Source organism: Streptomyces sp. 3N207 (assembly GCF_052246355.1).
In the GTDB taxonomy this organism is placed as follows: Bacteria; Actinomycetota; Actinomycetes; order Streptomycetales; family Streptomycetaceae; genus Streptomyces.
In genome coordinates this window covers 108,965-135,727 of record NZ_JBQQBV010000021.1, presented here as the reverse complement: position 1 = coordinate 135,727, position 26,763 = coordinate 108,965, and the positions used below count along the sequence as shown (strand labels likewise).

General features: G+C 69.9%; 22 protein-coding genes, 1 tRNA gene and 2 pseudogenes. 6 read left to right on the top strand and 19 right to left on the bottom strand.

Annotated elements, in window-relative coordinates:
* Positions 1–293: 293 nt before the first annotated feature.
* Positions 294–926, top strand: coding sequence for a TetR/AcrR family transcriptional regulator (locus ACTWP9_RS28070; RefSeq protein ID WP_443249080.1), 633 nt, complete (start codon positions 294–296; stop codon positions 924–926).
* Between the two features lie 152 nt (positions 927–1,078).
* Here ACTWP9_RS28070 and ACTWP9_RS28065 read toward each other — a convergent pair.
* Positions 1,079–1,611 (bottom strand): annotated as a pseudogene (locus ACTWP9_RS28065) (fatty acid desaturase family protein); the annotation flags it as partial.
* 418 nt (positions 1,612–2,029) lie between these two features.
* Here ACTWP9_RS28065 and ACTWP9_RS28060 point away from each other — a divergent pair.
* A complete protein-coding gene (locus tag ACTWP9_RS28060; protein ID WP_443249079.1) occupies positions 2,030–2,251 on the top strand; it encodes a calcium-binding protein in 222 nt (73 codons plus the stop codon).
* Positions 2,252–2,599: 348 nt separating this feature from the next.
* Here ACTWP9_RS28060 and ACTWP9_RS28055 read toward each other — a convergent pair.
* Positions 2,600–3,201, bottom strand: a pseudogene (locus tag ACTWP9_RS28055) (chorismate-binding protein); the annotation flags it as partial.
* Positions 3,202–3,462: 261 nt separating this feature from the next.
* On the opposite strand from ACTWP9_RS28055, the gene ACTWP9_RS28050 reads away from it, so the two are divergent.
* From ACTWP9_RS28050 to ACTWP9_RS28035, 4 genes are all read left to right on the top strand, one after another.
* On the top strand, positions 3,463–4,095 hold the full coding sequence (locus ACTWP9_RS28050; protein WP_443249078.1) for a GAP family protein: 633 nt from the start codon (positions 3,463–3,465) through the stop codon (positions 4,093–4,095).
* Between the two features lie 50 nt (positions 4,096–4,145).
* Positions 4,146–4,565 (top strand): DUF7144 family membrane protein, encoded by a 420-nt coding sequence (locus tag ACTWP9_RS28045; protein ID WP_443249077.1) that lies wholly within the window; start codon positions 4,146–4,148, stop codon positions 4,563–4,565.
* A gap of 991 nt (positions 4,566–5,556) precedes the next feature.
* Positions 5,557–6,315 carry a recombinase family protein gene (locus tag ACTWP9_RS28040; RefSeq protein ID WP_443249076.1) on the top strand — a complete coding sequence of 253 codons (759 nt, stop codon included), beginning with the start codon at positions 5,557–5,559 and terminating at the stop codon, positions 6,313–6,315.
* Positions 6,207–6,785: a zinc ribbon domain-containing protein gene (locus tag ACTWP9_RS28035; RefSeq protein ID WP_443249091.1), complete on the top strand. Its 579-nt coding sequence runs from the start codon at positions 6,207–6,209 to the stop codon at positions 6,783–6,785. The genes ACTWP9_RS28040 and ACTWP9_RS28035 overlap by 109 nt, the downstream gene beginning before the upstream one ends.
* Here ACTWP9_RS28035 and ACTWP9_RS28030 read toward each other — a convergent pair.
* The 17 genes from ACTWP9_RS28030 to ACTWP9_RS27950 all read right to left on the bottom strand — a co-directional run bounded on the left by ACTWP9_RS28030 (position 6,740) and on the right by ACTWP9_RS27950 (position 26,707).
* Positions 6,740–6,824, bottom strand: a tRNA-Leu gene (locus ACTWP9_RS28030). The genes ACTWP9_RS28035 and ACTWP9_RS28030 overlap by 46 nt on opposite strands.
* 126 nt (positions 6,825–6,950) lie before the next feature.
* Positions 6,951–8,000, bottom strand: a complete 1,050-nt coding sequence (locus ACTWP9_RS28025) for a sugar phosphate isomerase/epimerase family protein (protein ID WP_443249075.1) — start codon at positions 7,998–8,000, stop codon at positions 6,951–6,953.
* Positions 7,997–9,400, bottom strand: coding sequence for a nucleotide pyrophosphatase/phosphodiesterase family protein (locus ACTWP9_RS28020; protein ID WP_443249074.1), 1,404 nt, complete (start codon positions 9,398–9,400; stop codon positions 7,997–7,999). Before ACTWP9_RS28020 ends, ACTWP9_RS28025 begins: the two co-directional genes overlap by 4 nt.
* Complete coding sequence (gene eboE / locus ACTWP9_RS28015; protein WP_443249073.1) at positions 9,397–10,578, bottom strand: metabolite traffic protein EboE; 1,182 nt, start codon at positions 10,576–10,578, stop codon at positions 9,397–9,399. Before eboE ends, ACTWP9_RS28020 begins: the two co-directional genes overlap by 4 nt.
* Before the next feature lie 13 nt (positions 10,579–10,591).
* Positions 10,592–11,485, bottom strand: a complete 894-nt coding sequence (locus tag ACTWP9_RS28010; protein ID WP_443249072.1) for a TatD family hydrolase — start codon at positions 11,483–11,485, stop codon at positions 10,592–10,594.
* A complete protein-coding gene (locus tag ACTWP9_RS28005) occupies positions 11,482–12,177 on the bottom strand; it encodes an EboA domain-containing protein (RefSeq protein WP_443249071.1) in 696 nt (231 codons plus the stop codon). Before ACTWP9_RS28005 ends, ACTWP9_RS28010 begins: the two co-directional genes overlap by 4 nt.
* A complete protein-coding gene (locus ACTWP9_RS28000) occupies positions 12,171–13,076 on the bottom strand; it encodes a sugar phosphate isomerase/epimerase family protein (RefSeq protein ID WP_443249070.1) in 906 nt (301 codons plus the stop codon). Before ACTWP9_RS28000 ends, ACTWP9_RS28005 begins: the two co-directional genes overlap by 7 nt.
* Positions 13,073–14,056, bottom strand: coding sequence for an SCO3242 family prenyltransferase (locus ACTWP9_RS27995; RefSeq protein WP_443249069.1), 984 nt, complete (start codon positions 14,054–14,056; stop codon positions 13,073–13,075). The genes ACTWP9_RS28000 and ACTWP9_RS27995 overlap by 4 nt, the downstream gene beginning before the upstream one ends.
* Positions 14,053–15,195, bottom strand: a complete 1,143-nt coding sequence (locus ACTWP9_RS27990; RefSeq protein ID WP_443249068.1) for an inositol-3-phosphate synthase — start codon at positions 15,193–15,195, stop codon at positions 14,053–14,055. Before ACTWP9_RS27990 ends, ACTWP9_RS27995 begins: the two co-directional genes overlap by 4 nt.
* A 138-nt stretch (positions 15,196–15,333) precedes the next feature.
* Positions 15,334–16,710 carry a ThuA domain-containing protein gene (locus ACTWP9_RS27985; protein ID WP_443249067.1) on the bottom strand — a complete coding sequence of 459 codons (1,377 nt, stop codon included), beginning with the start codon at positions 16,708–16,710 and terminating at the stop codon, positions 15,334–15,336.
* Between the two features lie 11 nt (positions 16,711–16,721).
* Positions 16,722–19,172: a PQQ-dependent sugar dehydrogenase gene (locus ACTWP9_RS27980; protein WP_443249066.1), complete on the bottom strand. Its 2,451-nt coding sequence runs from the start codon at positions 19,170–19,172 to the stop codon at positions 16,722–16,724.
* Positions 19,173–19,402: 230 nt separating this feature from the next.
* On the bottom strand, positions 19,403–20,401 hold the full coding sequence (locus ACTWP9_RS27975; protein ID WP_443249065.1) for a sugar phosphate isomerase/epimerase family protein: 999 nt from the start codon (positions 20,399–20,401) through the stop codon (positions 19,403–19,405).
* A 9-nt stretch (positions 20,402–20,410) separates the two neighbouring features.
* Positions 20,411–21,625, bottom strand: a complete 1,215-nt coding sequence (locus ACTWP9_RS27970; RefSeq protein WP_443249064.1) for a Gfo/Idh/MocA family protein — start codon at positions 21,623–21,625, stop codon at positions 20,411–20,413.
* Positions 21,626–21,708: 83 nt separating this feature from the next.
* On the bottom strand, positions 21,709–22,770 hold the full coding sequence (locus ACTWP9_RS27965; RefSeq protein WP_443249063.1) for a substrate-binding domain-containing protein: 1,062 nt from the start codon (positions 22,768–22,770) through the stop codon (positions 21,709–21,711).
* Positions 22,767–23,771: an ABC transporter permease gene (locus tag ACTWP9_RS27960; RefSeq protein ID WP_443249062.1), complete on the bottom strand. Its 1,005-nt coding sequence runs from the start codon at positions 23,769–23,771 to the stop codon at positions 22,767–22,769. Before ACTWP9_RS27960 ends, ACTWP9_RS27965 begins: the two co-directional genes overlap by 4 nt.
* Positions 23,772–23,865: 94 nt before the next feature.
* Positions 23,866–25,353, bottom strand: a complete 1,488-nt coding sequence (locus ACTWP9_RS27955) for a sugar ABC transporter ATP-binding protein (RefSeq protein WP_443249061.1) — start codon at positions 25,351–25,353, stop codon at positions 23,866–23,868.
* Positions 25,354–25,525: 172 nt separating this feature from the next.
* Positions 25,526–26,707, bottom strand: coding sequence for an ROK family protein (locus ACTWP9_RS27950; protein ID WP_443249060.1), 1,182 nt, complete (start codon positions 26,705–26,707; stop codon positions 25,526–25,528).
* Between the last annotated feature and the right edge of the window lie 56 nt (positions 26,708–26,763).

Genomic DNA, 26,763 nt, shown 5'->3' with positions numbered 1-26,763 from the left:
CGGTCGCGGTCATGAACGTCCTTTCCATCGTTGCCGGACGGGTGAGGGGTTCGGCCGAACGCGTAGCGCTGCCGCCCTGCCGAGCCCGGCGCGGACACAGCAGCCATTCACACGGGGCGCGGTCGGCATGGTGCTTGTGGAACAGGTGCGAGGTCGTCCGCCGGGGTGGACCGGGGAAGCGGCACCCGGCGTGGCGCATGCACGGCCCGGCCGGGCGGAGCGGGTGCAGGAGTGCGGCCCGCATCGACGGTACTACACTACACCGTGCAGTGTAAAAGAGCTAAGATGTGCCCATGCCGACTACAAAGACACTGCGTGAGGGGTCCGCGCGGAAGCGGGCCGCCATCCTCACGGCAGCCCGGGAACTGTTCCTCGCCGACGGCTTCGACCGGACCAGCGTCGACGCGGTCGCCGCCCGGGCTGAGGTGTCCAAGCGGACGGTCTACGACTACTTCGGCGACAAGCAGACGCTGCTGCAAGCAGTCCTCGACGCCGTCGGCCAGTCACTGATCAGCACGATCCGGCACACCCTCGACGACACCCTGACCGACCCCACCGAGGCCGCCGAACTGGAGGACGCCCTGGTCACGTTCTCGATGCGCATCGCAACCGACATGCTCGGCTCGGCCGAGTACGCAACGCTGCAACGACTGGTCCGGGCGGAATCCGGCCACCTGCCGCACCGGGGTGAAAACCCCCTGGCCGACACCCCCGACGAGGCACTTGCCGAGCGGTTCGCCGCCCTCGCCGCAGCCGGGCTGCTCGACGTCCCCGACCCCCGACTCGCGGCCGACCAGTTCCTCGCACTGACCTTCGGCGTCGCGCTCGACAGACTCGGTTCCGCAAATGCCGCGGAGGACACCCGCGTCCGGCCACTCATCGTCGAGGGAGTGCGGACCTTCCTCCGGGCATACCGAACCAGGTAAGCGCTGAGGCAGCACAAAAGAACAGTGCGCCGTCAGCCCACGTCTATAAGCACCTGCGTACTGGGGTGCCGCCGGCGTACGGCCACCATCCACAACTCCGCGGACAAGCCGTCGAGGAACGCTTCAACCAAGTCCGGAGCAGCGCCCATTCATCATATGTCGGCGCGCAGCGGCTCTCCCACCTCGAACATGTGCCGCAGGGCCTGACGGTAGGAGTCGATGAGGCCGGTCTCCGTGTAGGGGATACCGAGGTCGCGGCAGTGGGCCTTCACCATGGACTGGGCGAGCCTCAATGGGGGCGGGGCATGCTGGGGAACAGGTGGTGCTCAATCTGGTAGTTGAGGCCGCCGAGGAACCAGTCGGTGAGGACGCTGCCCCTGATATTGCGGGACGTGAGGACCTGGCGTCGCAGGTGTCCCCACTTTTCGCCGTCAGGGTCGGGCATGTCCATCCCCTTGTGGTTGGGCGCGAATGCCATGCCCAGGTGCAGCCCGAACAGGGCTTGATGGAGCGCGGCGAAGACGAGTGCGTGCACGAACGGCATGGTCGCCAGAAGCAGGGTGATGTACCCAGCGATGTGGGCGACAAGGAGCGCGCCCTCCACCAAGCGTTCGCGGCCGGTCTGGCGGCGCAGGTCCTGGAAGCCGTAGAGCTTCAGAGCGAGGCCTTCGAGGAGGGTGAGGGGGTTTCCCATCTGTGGCGTGCCCTGCCGGGGGCGCGAACCTGCGGTCAGTACTGCCTGAGCATCGCCCTAGGTCAGCGCCATATTTTTCCTGCCAGCGGCGTTCGTGGTCGTGCGCCCCAGGGGAAGCAAGGAAGAGCCGAGTCGGCGGACTCCCATCCAGACTGAGGAGAAACCGCAGGTCACAGCCCCTCCTCCAGGGCCTGGAATGTGAGCGGGCAGCCACAGGCTCGAGTCCCACAGGGGCACCCAGAACATGGCTGGTCTCCTACTCAATCAAGAGCCATGGGCCCCGGCGGCCATCGGTAGGTGCCACGAGCGGGCAATCGGTCCCGGATCAGCACCCGCTCGTGCCTCCTGGCTCAGCGCGGCGCACTCGGCGGTTGACCGAGGGACGGGACCTGCGGGTTCCGCCGGTACCGTGTTCCCTCTGGACAGGCAGCTGAGTGACGCGGAACTCGACGAGTTGGTCGAGCAGGCCACCGTGGACGCCTACGACGACCAGGAGCAGCTCACCGGCCTCTACACGATGCTCGCAGAGCATCTGACCGTCCCATTCAAGACGGTCGTTCTCGGTGTCGAGGTCACCGTGAAGAAGGTGGACCTGCTGCCCGGCAGCCACATCGTGGCGGTCTGTGCGTGAGGCAGGTACCGGCAGGCGATCGGCATTCTCGACCTTCCGCTGCCGGACCCTGCACCCGAAGGGGCGATGGGGCCTCCCCTGCTCGAGCGAAGCCGAGAGCTTGGGGAAGGATCGAGACCTACCGATACTGGGGACCGTGAAGACCGCGGGGGTCAGTGACCGCCCGACAGCGCCGGCCGGTAGCCCTGAACCGCGAGCCAGGCCCAACTGCAGCTCCGCATAGAACAACCAGTGTCGCCTCAGCTGTGCCGGTGAGGTGGCCAGCATGTCCTTGAAGCGGCGGAACGCTGCCGGGCCCTGGATCGCGATGTCGGTCAGGACTTCGGGAAGTTCTCGAAAGGTGTCGGATCAGTCCTTGGAGAACCTGAGGTGCGGAGCGACGCTGCGCAGCTTCTCGCAGGTCTCCTCGATCTCCTGTGCTGGGCTGGACTGAGCGGTGACCCCGGCGCCCGCTCGCAGCCACACCTCGTCCCCCGCGCCGATGAGGGTGCGCAGGACGAGGGCGGCGTCCAGGGCGCCGCCGGTGCTTCCCCGGAACACCGCGCCGCCGTACAGGCCCCGGAGTCCCTCCTCTTGGCGGGCCAGAGCCTGAAGAGCAGTGCGTTTGGAGACGCCGGTGGCGGTGATCGCGGGGAAGAGCGAGGCGAACGCGTCCCGCGATCCGGCCCGGGCCGCAGCCGGCCCGTCACCCGCGAGGCCAGGCGCTGCACCGAGCCACGCGGCCGAACCGCCATGAACTCCTCGACCACCACGGAGCCGGGGCGGCACACGGCCTCCATCTCCTCCCAGGCCAGACGTACGGAAACAGCGTGTTCGCGTATCTCCTTGGGGCCCGTGAGCAGTTCCACGCGTCGGCGCTCGTTCTCCACCGGGTCGGCTCCCAGTGCGCGGGTACCCGCGAGCGGCTGAGTGCTCACACGTCCGTCCTCGCCGACCTCCTGCGCGACTTCACCTGTGCACTCGGCCTCCGGCAGTCGGCAGGGTCCTACGACGTGTGACCGGGTGCATGCGGGTGGCGACATACACCTCGGTGATATGTCGCATCCCTGCCGCCCCCTGCGCCAACCTCACCCGTTTGGGCTACATAGGTGTGCGCTGGTGACAGGTCCTGGTCCAATTGGAACGGAGAAGAAAAAAGAGGAGGAGACTCAGGCGCACGGCCTGCTGAGCAGGTCCATGCCGCGTGACCAGCTCCACAGAGATGGTCTCCTATGAACAATCTGAATGTTCTGCCTCTCGCAATCACCATGATGGCGGGGCCCCAGATCATGTCGGCCGTCATCTTTGCCACGGCGCAGAAAGCCGTTCGGATATCCCTGGGCTTTCTGGCCGGAGTGCTGATGGCCACCTCGGCGGGTGTGGCCGTCATGCTGGGGGTTGCCACCGGCCTGGGTGGTGCCGTCGACCTCGGAAGCGCCGGCAACAAAAGCTCCGTCGGCCGTGTGATCCAGTACGTGTTGGTGGCCCTGCTGATTCTGGTCGCCCTGCGGAACTGGCGGAAGCGGGAGACCGTTGAACCGCCGAAGTGGTTGTATGCGCTGATGTCGGCCGACATCCGGAAGGCGTTCCGGGCGGGCTTGCTGGTCATTCTGGTGATGCCGTCGGACCTGATGGTGATGCTTACCGTCGGCATTCATGTGGAGCAGGCGAGGGACTCCTACACCGACGCACTGCCGTTCATCGCCTTGACGGTTGCGGTCGGCGCCATCCCGCTGCTCTTGCGTGTGCTCCTGGGGCGCCGTGCCGCGTCGGCGATGCCAAGCCTTCGGGACTGGATGAACAACAACAGTTGGCTGATCAACATCATCGCGTGCCTGATCTTCGTCGTATTGATCCTGGCATGAAATCTGTACCAGTCACCGTTCGGAGAACCCCGACGAACCGAGGAGTCATCATGACGCAAGCAGTGAAGCACCCGGCCCAGAGCTACGAGCCGCTGGCCACCGGAGTAGTGGCATTCGGTGCGGTCATGCTCGTCATCGGGGGGGTGCTCGGAATCTTGCGCGGCATCATGGCCGTCGCCAAGGACAACGTCTTCGTGAGCACGCCGGACTATGTGTTCCAATTCGACGTGTCAGGCTGGGGCTGGATTCATCTGATACTGGGCTTCGTAGCGTTCATGGTCGGCCTGAGCCTCTTCAAAGCCAGGCTCTGGGCTCGCATAGCGGGAGTCGCCATCGCCGGCCTGCTCCTGGTGACGAGCTTTCTGTCACTGCCCTACTACCCGATCTGGTCCGTCGTCCTGATCGCAATGTACGGGTTCGTCATCTGGGCGCTGTGCGTCGCCCGCCCCGGAGCTTCGGGCGCACGCTGAGCCGCATGCCACCCTCCGCGCCGGAGGGCCTCGGATCGGGACCGAAGTTGTGCGCCGTGTCAGATGGACGATGCGAACTCGTCTCCTCCAGACCCGCAACTCGTCACCGTTCCTCCAGCGTGCGCCGCACCCCAGCTGATAGCCCTCTACGGCACGACACCGAGCGGGAGCGCGTCCAGCTGGTCGGGCCACCGGCCCAGCCACCTCGAGCTGCTGCTCAATCAGCTGACGCCGCCGCCCGGGAGTCCATGTCGTACTACTCCGTTAAGCCAGTCCGAGGCTGAGCGATGGCAACATCGCGTGACGAATTGTCTATCTCTTGTGTGAGTCCGAGAACTGACTGCCTCCGGCTGGGCGAAGCCCGCCTACGTGATGCGTACTCCGAACGGCCATCCTCCACCCACTCAGCAACACCGCCTTCTCTCCTCACACCCAGGCACCGCGCACGAAGGCACTACCGCCGGGTCGGACGGTGACGGATGACCAAACGCCCAAGCGCTGAGACACCACCGAGCCGCTTTCGCGTCCACTTTGCCGCGCCTGAGCCGCAACTCGATCACGCTGCCGTCGGCATCCTTCTGCGCATTCTCAGGCAGCACGTAGAGCACACTGGCGCTCCGGCGAGCGTGGAGCTATCACAGGACGACCCCACGAACCACCAACAAAAGGATCACGCGGGTGAGTGAAACCGACCTCTCGCTTCCCTGGCTGAACACGACGCCGAATCCAGCTGCCAACGCTGGACCGGCGCCCGATCGCGCGCTCCGTTTCGCCTTCTACGGACGCGTTTCCACCGAGGACCAGCAAGAACCCGAGGCATCCCGACTCTGGCAGCGCGGGCGGGGCCGAAGCACTCATCGGGCCGACCGGCGGCACAATCGCTGCCGACTACTTCGACATCGCAGAGACCCGAGCCCTGCCCTGGAAACGGCGCCCGCACGCCCAGGCACTACTGGCCGCACTTGCTGACCCCAGCCGTGGGTTCGACGCAGTGGTCATCGGTGAACCCCAGCGGGCCTTCTACGGCAACGAGTTCGGCGACACCTTCCCGCTGTTCGTTCACTACGGCGTGCCACTCCGGGTGCCCGAGGTCGGCGGCGCGGTCGATGGCAGCAACGAAGCACACGACCTGATCATGTCCGTGTTCGGCGGCACGTCCAAGGGCGAACGCAACCGCATCAAGGTGCGTGTGCATGCGGCGATGTCCTCCCAGACCTTGATGGAAGGCCGCTTCCTCGGCGGCCGACCACCCCACGGCTACCGTTTGCGCGATCTGGGACCCCACCCGAACCCAGGCAAAGCGGCCGAGGGAAAACGACTGCACGGCCTGGAAACCGACCCACGGACCGCACCCGTAGTAGTACGGATCTTCAGCGAGTTCCTACGCGGATACGGGATCTATGCCATCGCGGAAGGACTCACCCGGGACGGCATCCCCAGCCCTTCGGCTCACGACCCCCGCCGCAATCCTCACCGAGACGCCCGCGCCTGGGCCAAGAGCGCCGTGCGCGCGATCCTGGACAACCCGCGCTACACGGGCCGCCAGGTCTGGAACCGGCAGAAGAAGCACGAGGCGCTGCTCGACATCTCCGATGTCAGCCTCGGCTACACGACCAAGATGCGCTGGAACACCCAGGACAAGTGGATCATCTCGAAAGAGATCGTCCATACCCCGCTCGTCGACGACGACACCTTCGCCCGCGTTCAGGGCCAGTTGCACATCAGGGCTTCCACCGGCACCAGCACGTAAAGCACCGAACCCGGAATCCCTATCTCTTCCGGGGGCGACTCCTCTGCGGCGTATGCAAGCGCCGCATACAAGGGCAGTGGTCCCACGGAAGCGCCTACTACCGCTGCCGCTTCCCGAACGAGTACGCACTCGCGAACCGCATCCAGCACCCCCGAAACGTCTACCTGCGCGAATCCTGGCTGATCGGACCACTCGACGAATGGATCGCGAAACTCTTCTCCCCACACCGCATCGAGGAGACCATCGACCTTATGGCCGCAGCCACTCCCCCAACAGGCCATACCGACAAAGCCGAGCTCTACAGCCAGCTGGGGCTCCAGCTCACCTACGCCTCGAACAAGGCCACAGTCCTTGCCGAGATCACACCCGGCGTCGGAAACAGCAAATCCCCACGGCACACAGGAAGCCGTGGGGATTTGGTACGTGTCCGAGGGGGGACTCGAACCCCCACGCCCGATAAAGGGCACTAGCACCTCAAGCTAGCGCGTCTACCATTCCGCCACCCGGACCGGGCCGTGCCACAGCGGTTGGGTTGCTGTGGCGACGGCCGTAACGATACCAAGGGTTGGGAGTGCTTCTCACCTGGGTTTCCTGGCAGGTTGGGGCTTATGCCCTGTTTGCGGGGAAAGCTCTCGTTACCGCTTGGCGCGGAGGTAGGCGGCCGAGCGGCGGGCCGAGGTGAGGGAGCCCGCGGGGTTGGCGTTGGGGTCGACCGCGTCGTCGCGTTCCATCAGCCAGTGGTGATCGGCGCGGCGGCCCCGGTGCCGCCGCAGCACGGTGCCGACGAAGTGCTCGTAGTCGATGTCGCCGTCGCCGACGTCGACCATGTGGTAGCCGTCCGGCGACGCTTCGTCGTGTTCGCCGTCCTTGACGTGGAAGAGCGGGTAGCGGTGCGGGGCTGCCAGTACGTAGTCGACGGGGTCGAAGGGGGCCGGGGTGCCGTCGGGGCGGACGCTGAAGCGGTGCTTGCCGGCGAAGGCCCAGTAGATGTCCATCTCCAGATAGACCAGCTCGGGGTCGGTCTCGGCGAGCAGCACGTCGTAGAGGCGTACGTCGGGCTTGTCCTCGGCGAAGCCGAACTCCATCTGGTGGTTGTGCTGGTAGAACTTCAGTCCGCGCTCGCGGGCTGCCGCTCCGTAGCTGTTGAAGTCCTCCGCGGCGCGCTTCCATGCGTCGACTGTCCGGCCGTAGCGGTCCGGGCTGGCTGCCGTGCCCACGTGGGGGACGCCGAGGGCCGCGGCGTCGTCGAGGACCTTCTCCAGCTGGGTGGCGAAGGTGTAGTCGTCGGGGTTGGCGGAGTAGTAGCCGACGTGGCTGCCGATTCCGCGCAGTCCGTGGTCGCGCAGCAGGCGCTTGAGTTGGCGGAGAGTGAGGTCTCCGGTGCCCTGGGTGTAGCCGGCGAACTCGACGGCGTCGTAGCCGTAGCGCTCCAGCTCCTTGAAGACGGTGGCGAAGCCGAGCTTCTGGATCTGGTCGCGGACGGTGTACAGCTGGATACCGAGCTTGCCCCGCGGGACGATCGGGCGGCAGTCCGTCGAGGCCGCTTCGCCCGGTGCAGCAGCGGCCTGGGTGGCGCTGCCCAGCAGGGTGGCGGCCGTGGCGCCTGCCGCGACGCCGAGGAAGCCGCGGCGGCGCAGCGTACGGTCGAGTTCGGGATGCTGGGGCCGAGCGGATCTGCTGGTCATGAGACGTCTCCCAGTGCGAGATCGAGAAGCAGGCGCTTCACTTCGGTGGCGGGGAACGGATCTGCCCCGGTGTCCGGCCCCCGCGTGCCCAGCGCGCCGGGGCGGGAGCAGAGGAGTACGGGACCGTCCTCGATGCGGTCCGGCAGCCGGCCGTGGCTGCCGCGGATCAGGGAGGGGTCGAGGGGGACCACGGCCATGCGGTAGCGCATACCGGTCTTCTTGCGGGCCAGCGCGGCGGCGGCGCGCAGCTTGACGTAGGGGTCGTTCGGGTCCATGAACAGCTCGACCGGGTCGTAGCCGGGCTTCCGGTGGATCTCCACGAGCTGTGCGAAGTCGGGGGCGCGGCGGTCGTCCAGCCAGTAGTAGTAGGTGAACCAGGCGTCGGGTGCGGCGACGGCGACCAGTTCGCCGGAGCGCGGATGGTCCAGGCCCGCCTCCTTCTTGCCGGTCTCGTCCAGCAGCCGGTCCAGGCCCGGCAGTCCGGCCAGTGCCTCGCGGGTGGCGGGGAGGTCGGCGGGATCGCGTACGTAGACGTGGGCGAGCTGGTGGTCGGCGACGGCGAAGGCGCGGGAGGCCCACGGGTCCAGGTACTCCATGCCGTCCTGGGTGTGGACTTCCAGCAGCCCGGCGCGGCGCAGCACACGGTTGATGTCGACGTGGCGGCGTACGCGGGTGATGCCGTACTCGGAGAGTGCGACGACGGTGCGGCCCTCGGCGCGCGCGTCGGCGAGCAGCGGGGCGAGCGCTGCGTCCACGTCGGCGGCGGCGCGGTGGGCACGCGGGTCGTCGGGACCGTAGCGCTGGAGGTCGTAGTCGAGGTGCGGGACGTAGGCCAGGGCGAGGTCGGGGTGGCGGGTGCGCAGGATGTGGCGGGTGGCGTCGATGATCCACCGGGAGGAGGTGAGGTTCGCGCCGGGGCCCCAGAAGGTGAAGAGCGGGAAGTCGCCCAGTTCGGCGACGAGTTCGTCGTGCAGCGACGGCGGCCGGGTGTAGCAGTCGGGCTCCTTGCGGCCGTCGGCGTAGTAGATGGGGCGCGGGGTGACCGTCCAGTCGGTATCCGCACCCATCGCGTACCACCAGCAGATGTTCGCCACCGTGTAGCCGGGCTGCCGGGCGCGCGCTGTGTGCCACAGTTTCTCGCCGCCGACCAGCGCGTTGTGCTGGCGCCACAGCAGTACGTCGCCGAGCTCGCGGAAGTACCAGCCGTTGCCGACGATGCCGTGCCCGGAGGGGAGTTCGCCAGTCAGGAAGGTGGACTGGGCGGCGCAGGTGACGGCGGGGAGGACCGTCCCGAGCGGAGCCTGCGAGCCGTCCCGGGCCAGGGCGCGCAGGTTCGGCATATGGGACAGGAGCGCGGGGGTCAGCCCGACCACGTCGATGACCAGCAACGGGGCGCTCACGGCAGCTCCTTGAGGCCGAGACCGGTGAGGAGGTCGCGGGCGGTGGACAGCTCGGCGGCGAGACCGTCGGCGAGCTGTGCACGAGTGGTGGGGCGCAGCGCCGGCGGGAGGGCCTGCCAGGTGTAGGTCTCCACCTCCAGGTGCCGGGTCAGCGGGGTGGGGCCGCCGACCAGGTGCGTCAGCGTCTCGCGGAGCACCGGCGTGGTGGCGCTCAGCGGTGGGCTGAGCGGGGCGTGCAGGGGGACGTGGAAATGGGAGCGCCAGGGCCCGGTGGTGGGCAGCGCTCCGGGTGCCAGTGCCCGGTCGAGGTCGTCGGTGGCGCGCAGGGTGCCGTCCGGGGTGCGGGCGCGGGTCTGGTGCAGGAAGCGCGGCTCGGCGAACTCGGCGAGGGCAGCGCGTACTTCGGGCCGTTCCGGGTGCTCGGCGTGCAGCGCTGCGGACAGCTGGGACTTGACGACGGTCAGGCCCGCCTCGCCGAGTGCGGCCAGCGCCTTGGCCGGGTCCTCGAACGCGGTGGCCAGATGGCAGGTGTCCACACAGACGCCGATCCGGTGCGCGGGCGGCCCTTCCTCTCCCGTCAGCGCCGCGATGGCGTCGGCCGTGGTCTCCACGGTGCAGCCGGGCTCGGGCTCCAGTCCGACGCGGACGGAGCGGCCCGTCAGTTCCTCCAGCGCGTCCAGCCGCGCGGCGAGGGTGTGCAGCCGGGTCAGCGCACGGCGGCGGGCCTCGGCGTCGAAGCCGGTGCGCCAGGCGAGGGGCAGCGTCGAGATGCTGCCCTCGGTCACATCGTCGGGCAGCAGTGTGGCCAGCAGCCGGGCGAGGTCGGTGGTATGGTCCAGCCGCGCGTCGTCGGTCCAGTCGGGCTGGTAGACGCGGTATTTGACGTGCTCGTCGCCGAAGCCCTGGTACGGGAAGCCGTTGAGGGTGACGACCTCCAGGCCCGCCCGGTCGAGGCAGGAGCGCAGCCGGCGGATCGCCGCCGGGTCGTCGGTGAGCGTACGAGCCGCGTCGCGGGCCAGCCACAGGCCGATGCCGAGCCGGTCGCGGTGCAGCCTGCGGCGTACCGGCTCCGCGTATTCGGTCAGCTGCCGTAGTACGCCGTCGAGTTGCTCGGCTGCATGGACGTTGGTGCAGTAGGCGAGGTGGACCGTGGTGCCGTCGGGGTGCCGGAATCGCATGGCCGCGCTCTCCTCACTCTCCGCCGCGCAGGATGGAGTTGCCCTGGAACAGCTGCTGCTCGCGTTCGCCCGGCGGGGCGACATCGAGGGCGAGCCGTCCGCTCTGGCCGTAGAAGGCGACCGGGTTGCGCCACAGCACCTGGTCGACGTCGTCCTCGTCGAAGCCGGCGGCGAGCATCGCGTCGGCGACGTGGCCGGTCTTGAGCGGGTCGCTGTGGCCCCAGTCGGCCGCGGAGTTGACCAGCACCCGCTCGGTGCCGTGCACCCGCAGGATGCGGACCATCCGGTCGGGGTCCATCTTGGTGTCGGGGTAGATGGAGAAGCCGAGCCAGCAGCCGCTGTCCGCGGCGGCGCCCACCGTCGTCTCGTTCAGGTGGTCGAGCACCACCCGCTCCGGCGGCAGTCCCGACTCCCGCAGTACGTCGAGCGTGCGGGCGAGCCCGGCGGCCTTGTCGCGGTGCGGGGTGTGCACGAGGGCCGGTAGTTCGTGGTCGAGGGCCAGCTGGAGCTGGGCGGCCAGCGCGGTGTCCTCGGCCGGGGTCATCGAGTCGTAGCCGACCTCGCCGACCGCCACGACCCCGTCCTTGAGGAGGTAGCGCGGCAGCTCGTCCAGCACGGGTGTGCAGCGCGGGTCGTTGGCCTCCTTCGGGTTGAGCGCCAGGGTGCAGTGGTGGGCGATGCCGTACTGGGCTGCGCGGTAGGGCTCCCAGCCCAGCAGCGAGTCGAAGTAGTCGAAGAACGTCGCGGGCGAGGTGCGGGGCTGGCCGAGCCAGAAGGAGGGCTCGACCAGCGCGCGCACCCCGGCCGCATACATCGCGGCGTAGTCGTCGGTGGTGCGGGAGGTCATATGGATGTGCGGGTCGAAGATGCGACGGCTGGTCTTCGGTGGCTGCGGCTGCGGCTTCATGGCGCTTCACGCTCCTCGGTCTCCTCGAACCGGGCCAGTTTCAGCAGGTGCCCGAGGTCCTCGGGCACGGTGCGGCCCGCGGCGGTGCGCTCACGCGCGTAGTCCTCCAGCATCCGGGCGAGTTCGGCGTCCCCCGCGGCGCGGTGTTCGAGCCCCGCTACGACGGCGGCCGGCACCCCGGTGAACAGGCACTTGAGCACGCCCTGCCGCCACTGGTGGGCGTCCAGATGCGCGGCGGCGTACGGCCCCAGTGCGGCGGCGATCAGCCGGGTGTCGTTGGCCCGTAACGCGTCCTCCACGAGGGCGAGGGCGCCTGCCGTGTCCGGCGGCGGGTCCAGATGCGGCAGGGCCAGCAGCACAGCGCGTCGCTCGTCCGCGGTGCCGCGCGTGTAGAGGCGGGCGAGTGCGTCGGTACCGGGGGCCGCGGCGTGCAGGATGAGCACGCGGGCGGCGTCGACGGGGTCGGAAGCGGATGCTGCGCCGCCGCCCCTGGGCGCGGGGCGGCACTTGCGGCCCGCGGTGACGAAGTGGAGCTCCCAGCACGGGAGTCGGGGTGCGGCGCCGGTGCGGGGCGCGGCGGGGTCAGTACGCGCATCCGCCGCTTCGGCAAGTGCCCGGTGCAGCCAGGTGCGGGACTCCGCTGTCAGCTGGAGCTCCAGACCGGTGCGGAGGGAGGCGAGCGGGGTCAGCATGGGGCGTCCTCCTGGGGCAGTGCGGCGGCCTTGGCCTCGGCGGTGGTCAGGAAGTCGATGGAGGCGGCAGCACGCTCGGGACCGGCATGGGAGTCGCGGGGCAGTTCCACGGTGACCAGCCCGTCGTAGTCGGCCGCGCGCAGTGCGGCCAGCACGGGTGGAAAGTCGATCTCCCCCTCGCCGAACGGCAGATGCGTATGCACGCCGCGCCGCATGTCCTCGAGCTGTACGTGCCGCAGCCATGGTGCGGCCTCCCGTACGCAGTCGGCCGGGGCCTGCGGCTCCAGGCACTGGCAGTGCCCGATGTCGAGGGTGAGCCCGAGCGGTTCGGGACTGCCGAGCGCGGTACGCAGCCGGTGGAACCCGGCGAGGTCCGCCAGCAGATGGCCGGGCTCCGGCTCGATCGCCACCGGCACACCTGCCGCGGCGGCGCCGTCCAGCACCGAGCCGATACCGTCCGCCAGCCGCGCCCAGCCGGTCTCCGGCGCGGTGCCAGGAGGGAGCTGCCCGCTGAAACAGTGCACGGCGTGCGCGCCCAGGTCGGCGGCGACGCGTACCGCCTTCAGCAGCAGGTCCGTCCGCGCGGAGCGGGCCTCCGCGTCGGGATCGAGCAGCGTGGGGTGGTGCTTGCGGCGCGCGTCGAGCACATAGCGCGCCCCCGTCTCCACGGTGACCGTCAGCCCGTGCCGCTCCAGCGCGCGGCCCACCTTCGCAGTACGGGCGGCGAGATCGGGGGCGAGGGGGTCGAGGTGCATATGGTCGAGCGTCAGCCCGACACCTGCGTAACCGAGGTCGGCGAGCAGCCCCAGGGCGTCGCCGAGCCGCAGGTCGGCCAAGCCGTTGGTGCCGTAGGCGTAGCGCAGTGGGGAGCCGGGGAACGGAGGCCGGGACCGGGTCATGTGGGGCTGACCTTCCGGGAGAGGCGGCGGGCGACGGGCAGCAGGCCGAGCAGCGCGACAGCGGACACGGAACCGGCGCCCCGGTTCTGCGCCTTGCGGGCCACGTCACTGCGGGCGGCGGCTGTGCGGGGCGCGGCTGTGCGGGCCGCGTCCGCTCCGGCCGTACGGGAGACGTGAGCGGCGAGCGCGGCCTGGAGCGGCAGCATGGCGCGGATGCCGCCGCCCACCGCGCGCTGGAGCAGCGGCGGCGAGGGGTTGAGCGCGGCGTGTGCCAGCGGCCGGCCGGCCGTCGCTGCGTACACGGCGCTCGCAGCCACCGTCAGCCGCGTACGCTGCCGCACCAGCAGCCCCGCGATTGCGCCCACGGCCCCCAGCGCCGCCAGCGGCACGGCCGGAGCCCCGCCCTCCGCCTCCCGCCGCGACACGGCGGTGACCGCGAGGGTGTGCGCCCCCATGAGCGCCGCCGCGCCGAGCGGACGTACGGAAGCGTGGGCGCGTCCGGGCAGAACAGGCCGTTCACCGTCCGCAGTCGTCGCCGTGGCGCCCAGCAGCACATCGAGGGAGCGGGCGGCAGCCATCGCCGCCGGCCCTGCCGGGGTGTGCTTGAGCCGGAGGTCGTACGCCCAGACGGTGGCGGCCAGCGCGGTGGCCGTGGCGAGCGGAAGACGTCCGGCGCGGGCGGCGCATGCCAGCCCCGCCGCCGTCAGCCCGGTGGCTGCCGCGAGGGCAGCCGCAGGGCGGATACGGCCGGAGGGCAGGGGCCGTTCGGGCCTCTCGCGGGCGTCCTCCTCCCGGTCGGCCCAGTCGTTGAGCGCCATGCCCGCCTCGTACAGGCAGAGGGAGGCGCCCGCCGCCAGCGCGGTGCCCCGGCCCGGGCCCCGGCCGGTCGCCACAGCGCCCACCAGCGCATCGCCCGGCACGGTCGACACGGCCGAGACCCGCAGCAACTGCGCCCAGTCCGCGACGCGACCGGCCGTCATCGGGCGGAACCGGCGAAGCGGGTGGCGAGCTGCAACAGGGCTTGCCACTGCGCGTGCAGATCGGCGGGACCGCTGTCGGGGTCCTTGAAGTAGAAGCCCAGCCCTGGGAGCGGGCCGGTCAGTGACAGCTCGTCGGCACGGGCCAGGAGGCGGGCCAGGTCGAGCACGAGAGGGGCGGCGAGCGCCGAGTCGCAGCCCTGCCAGATGGTCTGGAGAACCATCCGCGAGCCGAGGAAACCGTCGAAGGCGATATGGTCCCAGGCCGTCTTCCAGTCCCCCATCGCCGGTACGTCGTCGATGTGCACCTCCCCCTCGGGCAGTTCACCGAGGTTGTCGGTGAGCACCCGGGCCTTGCCCGCGTTCTTGGCCGCCGCCGCGCCCGGGTCGACGAGGGCCGCACCGTCCCCGCCGCCGAGCAGGTTGGTGCCGGACCAGGCCCGTACGGCGAGCGCACGCTGCGCGAACATCGGAGCGAGTACGGAACGGAGGAGGGTCTGCCCCGTCTTGCCGTCCCGCCCCGCGTAGGGGACGGCGGCGCTGCGGGCCGCGTCTGCCAGGCGGGGGTGGTGCAGCCCCACCGACGGCGTGAAGTTCACATAAGGGCACCGTGCGCGGAGCGCCGCCGCCGCGTACAGGGAGCTGGGCGGCAGGGGGTCGTCCGCCGGGTCCGGCTGGGTCGGCTCGGTGCTGGCCACGTTGACGACGACGGTGCGGGCGAGGCCATGGGTGCGGGTGAACTCTGCGATATCGGCGGCGTATCCGGCGACCAGCTCTTCCGCCGCGGAGTCGTCCTCCGCGGCCGGTCCACCGGGACGGATCTCCGCGTCGGCGGCTGCGAGCTCCGCGCGCAGCGCGCCGGGCAGACCGTACGGGACGACCCCCGCCTCCGCGAGGGCTTCGGCCCGCTTGGGGAGGGGGCAGGAGGCGGTGTCGTGGCCGCCGAAGACCAGGGAGTCGAGGGGCGGGAGGGAGGCGTTGGCGAACGGAGGGGTTTCGGTGACCATGCCGGTGGCCGGGTGCAGACCGGCTGCGAGGGCTGCGGCACCCGTGATGGTCGTCGTCGCGACGGAGCCCCTCGCGCCTATGAGCCACACCCCCGTGCGGGGCGCCTCGCCGGCGGGGCTTGCTTGGTGGGTCACGTTGTCCTCCCTCTCTTCGCGGGCTCCGCTCGATGCCCGTTCGCCTGTGGCGGGCCGGTCGGGCACAACCGAACAGTGCGGGGTCACGGGTGGGTGGGTGAAGGCCACGCGCGCCCCCACCCACCCACTGGGGCGGGATCAGCGCAACCCGCGGATACGCACGTTGCGGAACGCCACCTCGTCCCCCTCCCCATGGTTCTGGAGGCCCACGTGCCCGTCGACGAGGCTCCGGCCGGGATCGGCGTTCGTGTAGTCGTTGATCAGAACCCCGTTCAGAAACACCCGGAGCCGTTCACCCTCGACCCGGATCTCATAGGTGTTCCACTCCCCCGGCGGATTCAGCGCAGCGTCCCGCGCGGCGATGTCCGCCGACTGGAATCCGTACACGGCGCCCGTCGTCTTCTCCGCGACGTCGGAGGCGTCGATCTGGATCTCGTACCCCTTCTCGACCGCCGACCACGGGTCGTCGGAGGCGGGGAAGCCGACGAAGACACCGGAGTTGTCGTCCCCGTCCGCACTCGCCGTCCTCCAGTCGAGCTTCAGCGAGTACGAGTCGAACTCGCGTGCCGCGTACCACAGCAGCCCCATGCCGCCGCGTGTGGTGAGCGTGCCGTCCGGGCTCTCCTCGAACGAACCGGGGCCCGCCTGTTTCCAGCCGTCCAGACCGTGGCCGTCGTACAGCGGTGTGTACCCGGTCTCCGGACGGCAGTCGGCCTGCACCGCACCCGTCGCGTACTGGATACCGCCCAGCAGGTGCTGCCGGAAGGCGGGGTCGGCGTAGGACTCCTTGGTGTGGCCCGCACCGGTGTAGAAGGCCCGGCCGCCCGCGTACTTCTGGCACCAGGCCAGCGGATGGTCCCCGCCCATGGTGCCGCCGGTGTACGAGCCCTCGTCCAGGGTGGCCAGTACGTGGGCCCTCTTGCGCGGGTTGGAGCGGTAGTTGTACCACTCGTCGGTACGGTTCCAGCTCTCGCCGAGGTGGGCGGTGGCCGGATGGCCGCGGTCCTCGACCTTCATGGTGGCGGGCTGGATCGCCGGGTGCGACTCGAAGTAGGCCCCGGCCAGCCCGCCGTACCACTTCCAGTCGTACTCGGTGTCGGCGGCGGCGTGCACGCCCACATAGCCGCCGCCGTCGCCGATGTACTTCTCGAACGCCCGCTGCTGGCCCTCGTTGAGCACATCACCGGTCGTCGACAGGAAGACGACGGCGTCGTATTGCGCCAGCTTCTTCGGCGTGAAGGCAGCGGCGTCCTCCGTCGCGTCGACGCCGAAGCCGTGCTCCGCACCGAGTTGCCGGACGGCGGCGATCCCGTCGGGGATGGAGTCGTGCCGGAACCCGGCGGTCTTGGAGAAGACGAGCACCTTGCTCTGCTCCGCACGAGGCTCGGCAAGGGGCGCCGCCTGGGCTGCCGCCTGGGATGCCGCCGCCTGGCTCGGCACCGCGAACGCCCCGGCCAGCAGGGCGGCGGCAGCCGCGGTGAGGGAAGCGCGGCGGCTGTGTGCTGTGGTGGTCATGGCTCCTCCCCTCATCCGGTCGTGACGGTGAAACTGTCGAGGTCGAAGAGTGCTCCCTCGCCTCCCTTGAAGACGAGGTAGAGCTTGTCGGCGCCGTCGGGCACACCGGTGATGTCGGTGCTCACGTCCGTCCAGCCGTCCGCGGCGGAGACCTTCGCGGTGCCCAGCAGCGTGCCGTCGGGTGCACCCGCCCGGACCTCGATGGCACTGGTCGCCTTGCCGGCCACCCGGGCGGTGAGCTTGGTGACGTCGCCGGGCCGGTAGGGGTCGTAGGAGATCCACTGGCCGTTCTTGGCTCCGGTGACCGCCTTGCCGCCCTCGGCGCCTGCCGCGTCGCCCTTGGTGACGCCGTCCGCGGCAGCCGAGAAGTGCTCGGCCTGGCGGTGCTTGGGCTGGAGGATGCTCTGCCCGTGGCTGGTCAGCGGGGGCTGGCCGTTCGCGCCGCCGTCGGTGTAGGAGGCGTCGAAGACACCGAAGATATTGGCGTTCGGGTCGTGTTCGCCGTCGGCCTGTGTCTTGATGGTGCCCTTGCAGCCCTTGGCGGAGGTCAGCGGATGGCCGTGGCTGTCGTGGCCGAGGACGTAGGCGACCTCGACCCTGGAACAGTCGATCTGCGGGTCCTCGGGGTCGGTGACCTGCACCTCGAAGGGGATCTCCTCGCCGAAGGAGAACGGCCGGCCGTCGGCCGGGAGCTTCAGTTCGATTTTGGGCGCCGTGTTGCCGACGGTGACGTGCACGCTCGCCGATCCGGTGCGGCCGGAGGAGTCCTCGGCGGTGACGGTCGCGGTGTAGGTGCCGTTCGCCTCGTAGGTGTGGGTCGGGTTCGCCTCGGTGGAGGTGGCGCCGTCCCCGAAGTCCCAGCTCAGCTTGAGCTCGTCGCCGTCCTCGTCGGTCGCCTTGGAGGTGAAGGCGATCTTCAGCGGCGCCTGTCCGTCGCTCACATCGCTGTTGGCCTCCACGACGGGGGTGTGGCCCTCGGTGGCGTTCTCGATGCGGTAGAGGGCGGAGTTCTCGTCGCCGTTGAAGTAGCCGGTGCCGTAGTCCAGGACGTACAGCGCGCCGTCGGGTCCGAAGTCCATGTCCATGACCTGGGTACCGGTCCACGGGAAGTCGTTGATCTTCACGTTGCCGCCGTTCTTGTCCTGCTCGATGCGCTTGATCCAGCGGCGGCCGAACTCGCCGGCGAAGAAGTCGCCGTCGTACTGCTTCGGGAACTTCGCCTGGGAGTCGGAGTTGGCGTCGTAGCGGTAGACGGGGCCGCCCATCGGGGACTCGGAGCCGTCGCCGAACTCCGGTACGGACTTGCCGTCGTAGGGAATCCAGGCGGGCTTGGCCGCGGGCAGCTTCGTCAGTCCGGTGTTGCGCGGCGAGGTGTTCTTCGGTGCGGCGCAGTCGAACTTCTCGCCGGAGGCGCCGCTGGCGAAGTCGTAGTCGACGTAGGCGTCGTTCTTGCCGACGCAGTACGGCCAGCCGTAGTTGCCCGGTCCGGTGATCCGGGCGAACTCGACCTGCCCGGACGGGCCGCGCTTCGGGTCGGCGGCGCCCGCGTCGGGGCCGTAGTCGCCGAGGTAGACGGTGTCGGTCTTCTTGTCGACGGTCATCCGGAAGGGGTTGCGGAAGCCCATCGCATAGATCTCGGGCCGGGTCTTCCCGGTGCCCGGCGCGAAGAGGTTGCCCTTGGGAATCTTGTACGACCCGTCGTTCCCGACCTTGATCCGGAGGAGCTTGCCGCGCAGGTCGTTGGTGTTGCCCGCCGAACGCTGCGCGTCGAAGGCCGGGTTGCGTTCCGCGCGCTCGTCGATGGGGGTGAAGCCGTCCGACTGGAACGGGTTGGAGTCGTCACCGGTGGACAGCAGCAGATTGCCCTTGGAGTCGAACGCGATGTCACCGCCCACATGGCAGCAGGTGCCGCGGTTGGCGGGGACGTCGAGGACCTTCTTCTCGCTGCCCTTGTCCAGCGTGCCGTCCTTCTTGAGCACGAACCGGGAGAGCCGGTTGACGCCGTCGAACTTCTTGAAGTCCGCCGCCGTACCGGTGTCCGGGGCGTCGCCCTCGGGGGTGTTCAGCGGTGGCGCGTAGTAGAGGTAGACGAAGCGGTTCTTGGTGAAGTGCGGGTCGACACCGACGCCTTGGAGCCCCTCCTCGTCGTGGCTGTAGACGTCGAGTTCGCCGGCGACCTTCGTGTTGCCCTTCGCGTCGGTCAACCGGAGGGTGCCCTCGCGCGCGGTGTGCAGCACCGAGCGGTCGGGGAGGACGGCCATCGTCATCGGCTCGCCAGTTTCCGCCACGCCTTTGGCCAGGGTCACCTGCTGGAACTCGGTCTCGGCCTGCGGCTTTTCGGGCCTGTCGGCGGCTGCGGGACCGGGCGCCGCCTGGGCTGCCACCACGGTGGCGCCGCTGATGAGGAGGGCGCTCGCCAGGGCTGTTACGCGGGTTCGGAGTCTGCGGTGTCTTTTGTGCACAGCGGTTCCTCCTGAGAGGTAACGGGGATGGATGCCGTTTTGCGGTGCCGTGCCGATGCCGGACTGATGCTGTGCGCGCGCTGCGCCTGCGCTGGGGGCCGCGCCGTTGTCCGTACGCCTCAAGGACGGTAGCGACGTTTGTTTGAGGCGGGAACCCCTTTGACAATCCTCCGCTTGATTTTGTCCACACTCAGGACAAAGTGAGGCCGCCAAAGAGCCGGGCAGAGACCTCAGTTGCCGAAGGCCGCGTCGAAGGAGGCGCTCGGCGGGTCGTAGTCGTAGGCCCGCAGCCGGGCCAGCGCCTCGGGGGCACCGGCCAGCCGGTCCATACCGGCGTCCTCCCACTCGACGGAGACGGGACCCTCGTAGCCGATGGCCCGCAGCATGCGGAAGACGTCTTCCCAGGCGACATCGCCGTGCCCGGCGGAGACGAAGTCCCAGCCGCGGCGCGGGTCGCCCCACGGGAGGTGGGAGCCCAGCCGGCCGTTGCGGCCGTCCAGCCGGCGGCGGGCCTCCTTGCAGTCGACGTGGTAGATGCGGTCCCGGTAGTCGTAGAGGAAGCCGACCGGATCGAGGTCCTGCCACACGAAGTGCGAGGGGTCGAAGTTGAGCCCGAAGGCGGGACGGTGCTCGACGGCCTCCAGGGCGCGCTGGGTGGTCCAGTAGTCGTACGCGATCTCGCTGGGGTGCACCTCGTGGGCGAACCGCACGCCCTCCGCGTCGAAGACATCGAGGATGGGGTTCCACCGCTCGGCGAAGTCCGTGTAGCCGCGCTCGACCATTTCGGGCGGTGTCGGCGGGAACATGGCCACCAGGTGCCAGATGGAGGAACCGGTGAAGCCGATGACGGTGCGTACGCCGAGCGCGGCGGCGGCCCGCGCGGTGTCCTTCATCTCCTCGGCTGCCCGTTGCCGTACGCCCTCGGGCTCGCCGTCGCCCCAGATCCGCGGGGCGACGATGGCCTGGTGACGCTCGTCGATCGGGCTGTCACAGACCGCCTGGCCGGTCAGGTGGTTGGAGATGGCCCAGCACTCCAGCCCGTACTTGTCCAGCAGCTGCCGCCTGCCGTCCACGTAGCCGGGTTCGTGCAGCGCCTTGTCGACCTCGAAGTGGTCGCCCCAGCAGGCCAGTTCCAGACCGTCGTAGCCGAACTCGCGGGCCAGCCTGCAGACCTCCTCCAGCGGGAGGTCGGCCCATTGACCGGTGAAAAGGGTGAACTTACGTGCCACGGTGACCTCCTAGGCGGTTGCCGCTGTTGCCGCGGTCGGGGTTGCCTCGTGCTGGACCGGCGTATAAACGCAGTCCCTCTCCGCGCTCTCCTCCACGGCGGCCAGCACGCACTGCACCTGCAACCCGTCATCAAAGGAAGGCGCCGGCTGGGTACCGTCCGCAATGGCCTGCACCAGGTCGCGGGCCTGGTGCGTGAAGGTGTGCTCGTAGCCGAGCCCGTGGCCCGGCGGCCACCACGCCTCCAGGTAGGGATGGTCGTGCTCGGTGACCAGGATGCGGCGGAACCCCGCCTCCTCCGCGGACTGCGTGTGATCGTGGAACTGCAACTCGTTGAGGCGCTCCAGGTCGAAGGCGAGCGAGCCGAGGGTGCCGTTCAGCTCCACCCGCAGCGCGTTCTTACGGCCTGCCGCGACACGGGTGACCTCGAAGGAGGCGAGAGCGCCCGAGCCGAGCCGCCCGGTGAAGACCGCCGCGTCGTCCACCGTGACCTGGCCCAGCTCCCCGTCCGGCGCGCCCTGGTGCAGCGGGCGCTCCCGTACGAACGTCTCGGTCTGCGCGGAGACGCCCGCCAGATGAGACCCCGCCAGATGCTGGGCGAGGTCGACGGCGTGCGCACCGAGGTCGCCGAGTGCGCCGGACCCCGCGGTCTCCTTGCGGAGCCGCCAGGCGAGCGGGAAGGCCGGGTCGACCAGCCAGTCCTGGAGGTAGCTGACCCGTATGTGCCGCAGCTCCCCCAGTCTGCCGTCCGCCACCATGCGGCGGGCGAGCGTCAGCGCGGGCGTACGGCGGTAGTTGAAGCCGACCATGGCGACCTGACCGCGGGCCCGCGCCGCACGAGCCGCGGCGGCCATGGTCTCCGCCTCCTCGACGGTGTTGGCGAGCGGCTTCTCGCACAGCACATGCTTACCGGCCTCCAGCGCGGCGACGGCGATCTCGGCGTGGCTGTCGCCGGGGGTGCAGATGTCGACGAGCTGGACGTCCGGCCGGGCGATCAGCGCCCGCCAGTCGGTCTCGGCGGCGGCCCAGCCCAGCCGACCGGCCGCGGCGCGTACGGCCGCGGGGTCGCGCCCGCACACGGCGGCCAGCGCCGGGCTCAGCGGCAGGTCGAAGACCCGCCCCACGGTGCGCCAGCCCTGCGAGTGCGCCTGGCCCATGAAGGCGTAGCCGACCATGCCCACGCCCAGGGGCGGCGCGGCGGTGGGCGCGGTGCTGTCGTACGGCATTGAGTCCTCCCTCTCCCGGATTCCTCCCCCAGCCTTCGGCCGGGAGGTACCCCCAGATCTGCGGCAACGGGGCAGGCGGCCCGTCAGGTGAAGCCGATCGGGAGATATTCGTCGACGTTCTTCTTGGTCACGACGGCGGAGTAGAGGGTGACTTGGGCCGGGATCTCGTACTCGGCCATGCCGGCGATGCCCTTGCCCTGGCCGAGGGCGCGGGCCAGGTCGATGGCGGACGCTGCCATGGTGGGCGGGTAGAGGACGGTGGCCTTGATGACGCTGTCGTCGTCCTTGATGGCCTGCATGACGCGCTTGGATCCGGCACCGCCGACCATCAGGAAGTCGTCCCTGCCGGCCTGTTTGATGGCGCGTTCGGCGCCGACGCCCTGGTCGTCGTCGTGGTTCCACAGCGCGTCGAAGCTCTTCTGCGCCTGGAGGAGTTCGGACATCTTCTTCTGCCCCGACTCGACGGTGAACTCGGCGGACTGCCGGGCGACCTTCTTGATGTTGGGGTAGTTCTTGAGCGCGTCGTCGAAGCCCTTGGTGCGCTCCCGGGTGAGCTCCAGGTTGTCGATCCCGGCCAGCTCGACGACCTTGGCCTTCTTCTTGTCCTTGAGCTGTTCGCCGATGTAGTGCCCGGCGTTGAGGCCCATGCCGTAGTTGTCGCCGCCGATCCAGCAGCGGTACGCCTGCTGCGAGGAGAAGATCCGGTCGAGGTTGACGACGGGTATGCCGGCCCGCATCGCCTTGAGGCCGACCTGGGTGAGCGCCTTGCCGTCGGCCGGCAGCACGACCAGCACGTCGACCTTCTTGTTGATGAGCGTCTCGATCTGGCCGACCTGGGTGGCGTTGTCGTTGGAGCCCTCGGTGGCCTCCAGGGTGACGTCCTGGTACTTCTTGGCGCGGTTCTTGGCCTGGGTGGTGATGGCGTTGAGCCAGCCGTGGTCGGCCTGCGGGCCGGCGAAGCCGATGGTGACCTTCTTGCCGGGCTTGGAGTCGGCGACTTCGGCGCCTGCCGACTCCTTGTTGTCGTCGTTGTTCTCGTTGCTGGTGCAGCCCGTGGCCAGCAGGGCAGCGCCCGCTGCCGCGGTGCCGAAGAGCATGCTTCTGCGGCTGGTTGCCGCGCGGGGTACGCGTGGAGTGTCAGTCATGATGTGGAACGACCCTTCTGGACCAGGACGGCCGCGACGATGATCGCGCCCTTGGCGATCTGCTGGATGTCCGTCTGGAGGTTGTTGAGGGCGAACAGATTGGTGATGGTGGTGAAGACCAGGACGCCGAGCACCGAGCCGAGGATGGTGCCGCGTCCACCGCTGAGCAGCGTGCCGCCGATGATCGCTGCGGCGATGGCGTCGAGTTCGTAGAGGTTGCCGTTGGTGTTCTGACCGGAGCCGGTGAGGACGATCAGCATGAACGCGGCGATACCGCAGCACAGTCCGGAGAGCAGATAGAGCAGCAGCCGCTGCCGTTTGACGGCGATGCCTGCCAGCCGGGAGGCTTCCGGGTTGCCGCCGACGGCCACCGTACGGCGGCCGAAGGTGGTGCGGTTGAGCAGCAGCCAGCCGATGACGCAGACGACGGCGAAGACGAGCACGATCGGCGGGATGCCCAGCACGTAGGCGTCCTTGACGCCCAGATCCAGTACGGCATCGACCTCGACGACCTGCGTCTTGCCGTCGCTGATCTGCAGCGCCAGACCGCGCGCCGAGGCGAGCATGGCGAGGGTGGCGATGAACGGCACCATCGGCCCGTAGGCGATCAGCAGACCGTTGACCAGCCCGCAGCCGACGCCGACGAGGACGCTGCACAGCAGCATGCCGCCGAGGCCGAAGTCCTGGGTGGCCAGCGTCGTCGCCCATACGGAGGCGAGCGCGACGATCGCACCGACGGACAGGTCGATTCCACCGCCGATGATCACGAAGGTGACGCCGACGGTGACGACCCCGATGACCGATGCCTGCGTAAGGATGAGGCGGAGGTTCTCCGCCGCCAGGAATTCGTCGGGCTTGGTGATCGCCCCGACGATCGCCAGCGCGAGCAGTACGCCGATGAGGGAGAGGTGCCGCACGTCGAGGGGTATCCGGCGATTCGCCGAGCCCTCTTTCGCCGGGGGCGGCACCGGTTTGCTGGCCACGCTTGCGGGTGAGTTCATCTCTGGTCACCTTCGAGGGGAGGAGGCCGGTGATTGGGTGCGGACTCGCCGCCGCTGTCTGCGGGCCCGGTTACGGGCACCCGGGGGCGGGCCCTCATGCCGGGCTCCCCTCCATGACGAGGTCGAGCACCCGGTGCTCGTCCAGCTCATGGGAGGGAGCCGTATGGACGACGCGGCCCTCCCGGAGGACCAGCACCCGGTCGGCGAGCCCGAGGACTTCGGGCAGCTCGCTGGAGACGAGCAGCACGCACACCCCGGAATCGGCGAGCCGCCGGATGACGGCGTACAACTCGGCACGCGCACCGACATCGACGCCCCGCGTGGGCTCGTCCAGCAGCAGCACCCGGCAGCCGCGCAGCAACCAGCGGGCGAGGACGGCCTTCTGCTGGTTGCCGCCGGAGAAGGTACGCACCGGCCGGTCGGGGTCGTCGGGGCTGAGCGCCAGCTCACGGGTGTGCCTGCGGGCCTCGGCCCGCTCCTGCGCCCGGTCGAGCCAGCCGCCGCGCGAGAAGCGGGGCAGCGAGGAGACGGAGACGTTGCGGGTGACCGACTCCAGCATCAGCAGCGCCTGCGACTTGCGCTCCTCGGGCGCCAGGCCGACACCGGCACGTACGGCGGCCACGATGCTGCCGGGCCGCAACGGCTTGCCGTCCACCAGCACGCGGCCCGCGGTGGGGCGGCGCGCTCCGTACAGCGTCTCCAGCAGTTCCGAGCGGCCGGAGCCCACCAGCCCGGCCAGCCCGACGATCTCGCCGGGCCGCAGTTCCAGGTCGAGCGGCTCGAACTCGCCCTCGCGGGCCAGTCCTTCCGCGACCAGCACCGGCTCGGCACGGGGCGCGTCGGCAACCGTCTTCTCGGGAAAGGCGTACTGCACGTCCCGGCCGGTCATCCGGGCGACGAGCTCGGCGGTGGGTGTGGTGCGCGCCGGCAGATCGCGCGCTGCGACACGGCCGTCCTTGAGGACCGAGACGCGGTCGCCGATGCGGCGGATCTCCTCCAGCCGGTGCGAGATGTAGACGACGGCGACGCCGTCCGCGGTCAGGTTCTCGACGATCCGGAAGAGATTGTCGACCTCGTCGGGATCGAGCGCCGCTGACGGCTCGTCCATGATGATCAGCCGTACGTCGTGCGAGAGGGCGCGCGCCATGGACACGATCTGCGCCCCGGCGGCGGAGAGGGAGCCGACGAGCGCCGCAGGGTCGATCTCGGGGTGTCCGAGCCGGGCCAGCAGTTCCGCTGTCCGCGCCCGGGCCTCGCGCGGGCGGACGATGCCGCGGGTGGCGATCTCGTGGCCGAGGAAGACGTTCTCGGCCACGGACACGTGCTCCACCAGGTCGAGTTCCTGATAGATGGTGGCGATGCCCAGCCGCATCGCGGAGACGGGGCTGGGCAGCCGCACGGGCCTGCCCTGCCAGGTGATGGCGCCGTCGTCGGGCTGGTGGGCGCCCGCGAGCACCTTGATGAGCGTGGACTTGCCCGCTCCGTTCTGGCCGAGCAGACAGTGCACCTCGCCTTCCTCGACGTCGAGGTCGACACCGTCGAGCGCACGGACACCGGGGAACGACTTGGTTATTCCGGACATCGTCAACAGGGGCATGCAGGACCTCCGTCCCAGGGGCCGTACGGGGTTCGCTGTGCGGTAGCCGTGCAGGGCGCTGCGCTGTGCGTCGTACTGAAGGGGCGGTGCGGTGCTGGAGGTGGAGCGGTGTGGTGCAGAGGGTGGGGCGGTGTGGTGTCGGCTGAGGGTGCGTGCGTTACGCGGGTGAGAACAGGTGGTCGCTGGTGAGCCGGGCGGCGCCGGTCACCCCCGCGACCTGGCCCAACTCACCCAGCACGATGGGGAGGTTGCCGGTCGCCAGCGGCAGCGACTGGCGGTAGACCTGGGTGCGGATGCTGGCCAGCAGGGTGTGGCCGAGCCCGGTGACACCGCCGCCGATGACCACCAGGCCGGGGTTGAAGAAGCTGACGAGGCCCGCGATGACCTGGCCCACCCGGGCGCCGCCGTCGCGGATGAGGTCGAGCGAGGTGCCGTCCCCGGCTGAGGCGGCGGTGGCGATGTCGGCGGCGCCGAGCCGGCCGTTCTCCTCCAGCAGCCGGGCCAGTTCGGGCGAGCGCCCCTCGCGGCCCGCTTCCTCGGCGTCCCGCGCCAGCGCAGCGCCGCCGAAGTACGCCTCCAGACAGCCCCGGTTGCCGCAGGCGCACTGGCGGCCGTCGGGTTCGACCTGGATGTGCCCGATGTCGCCCGCGCTGCCGGTGGTCCCGCGGTGCACCTCGCCGCCGACGACGATGCCGCAGCCGATGCCGGTGCCGATCTTGATGCAGAAGAAGTCCCGCACCGATCGGGCGACTCCGGCCTGCATCTCGCCCATGGCCATCAGGTTCACGTCGTTGTCGACCATCACCGGGCACCCCAGCTCCTGGCTGAGCGCCTCCCGGACCGGGAAGCCGTCCCAGCCGGGCATGATCGGCGGCGCCACCGGCACGCCCTCCGGGAAGCGGACGGGCCCGGGCACCCCGATCCCGGCGCCGTCGAAGCCCTCGGCGACCCCGGTGTCCCGCAGCTTGGCCACCATCGCCAGCACCTGGTCGAAGACCGCGACCGGGCCCTCGCGGACGTCCATCGGCTGGTTGAGGTGGCCCAGGATCTCCAGTTCCGGGTTGGTGACGGCGACGTCGATGGAGGTGGCGCCGATGTCCACACCCAGGAAGCGCAGCCCGGGTGCGAGCCGGATGTTGTGCGAGCGGCGCCCGCCGCGCGAGGCGGCGAGGCCGTCCGCGACGATCAGCCCCGTCTCCAGCAGCCGGTCGACCTCGACGGCCAGCTTGGAGCGGGACAGGTCGACGCGGTCCCCGAGTTCGGCGCGCGACCGGGGGCCGCCGTCACGCAGCAGGCGGAGCAGCCGCGCCTGGTGCGCGTTCGCGGGCCGTGCAGTCATGCGCCTCACCGCTACCCCTCCAGCCGTATGTGTCGGCGTCACGTCCGGGAATGCAC

What these genes read in the sequence shown, in the direction of transcription:
- ACTWP9_RS28005 (WP_443249071.1), bottom strand. Translation starts at nt 12,177, where the DNA reads ATGCTGACCCCGCTCGCCTCCCTCCGCACCGGTCTGGAGCTCCAGCTG.
- ACTWP9_RS27970 (WP_443249064.1), bottom strand. Translation starts at nt 21,625, where the DNA reads ATGCCGTACGACAGCACCGCGCCCACCGCCGCGCCGCCCCTGGGCGTG.
- ACTWP9_RS27995 (WP_443249069.1), bottom strand. Translation starts at nt 14,056, where the DNA reads ATGACGGCCGGTCGCGTCGCGGACTGGGCGCAGTTGCTGCGGGTCTCG.
- ACTWP9_RS27955 (WP_443249061.1), bottom strand. Translation starts at nt 25,353, where the DNA reads ATGTCCGGAATAACCAAGTCGTTCCCCGGTGTCCGTGCGCTCGACGGT.
- ACTWP9_RS28025 (WP_443249075.1), bottom strand. Translation starts at nt 8,000, where the DNA reads ATGACCAGCAGATCCGCTCGGCCCCAGCATCCCGAACTCGACCGTACG.
- ACTWP9_RS28010 (WP_443249072.1), bottom strand. Translation starts at nt 11,485, where the DNA reads ATGAAGCCGCAGCCGCAGCCACCGAAGACCAGCCGTCGCATCTTCGAC.
- ACTWP9_RS28045 (WP_443249077.1), top strand. Translation starts at nt 4,146, where the DNA reads ATGACGCAAGCAGTGAAGCACCCGGCCCAGAGCTACGAGCCGCTGGCC.
- ACTWP9_RS27965 (WP_443249063.1), bottom strand. Translation starts at nt 22,770, where the DNA reads ATGACTGACACTCCACGCGTACCCCGCGCGGCAACCAGCCGCAGAAGC.
- ACTWP9_RS28000 (WP_443249070.1), bottom strand. Translation starts at nt 13,076, where the DNA reads ATGACCCGGTCCCGGCCTCCGTTCCCCGGCTCCCCACTGCGCTACGCC.
- ACTWP9_RS28070 (WP_443249080.1), top strand. Translation starts at nt 294, where the DNA reads ATGCCGACTACAAAGACACTGCGTGAGGGGTCCGCGCGGAAGCGGGCC.
- eboE (WP_443249073.1), bottom strand. Translation starts at nt 10,578, where the DNA reads ATGCGATTCCGGCACCCCGACGGCACCACGGTCCACCTCGCCTACTGC.
- ACTWP9_RS27985 (WP_443249067.1), bottom strand. Translation starts at nt 16,710, where the DNA reads ATGACCACCACAGCACACAGCCGCCGCGCTTCCCTCACCGCGGCTGCC.
- ACTWP9_RS27950 (WP_443249060.1), bottom strand. Translation starts at nt 26,707, where the DNA reads ATGACTGCACGGCCCGCGAACGCGCACCAGGCGCGGCTGCTCCGCCTG.
- ACTWP9_RS27960 (WP_443249062.1), bottom strand. Translation starts at nt 23,771, where the DNA reads ATGAACTCACCCGCAAGCGTGGCCAGCAAACCGGTGCCGCCCCCGGCG.
- ACTWP9_RS28050 (WP_443249078.1), top strand. Translation starts at nt 3,463, where the DNA reads ATGAACAATCTGAATGTTCTGCCTCTCGCAATCACCATGATGGCGGGG.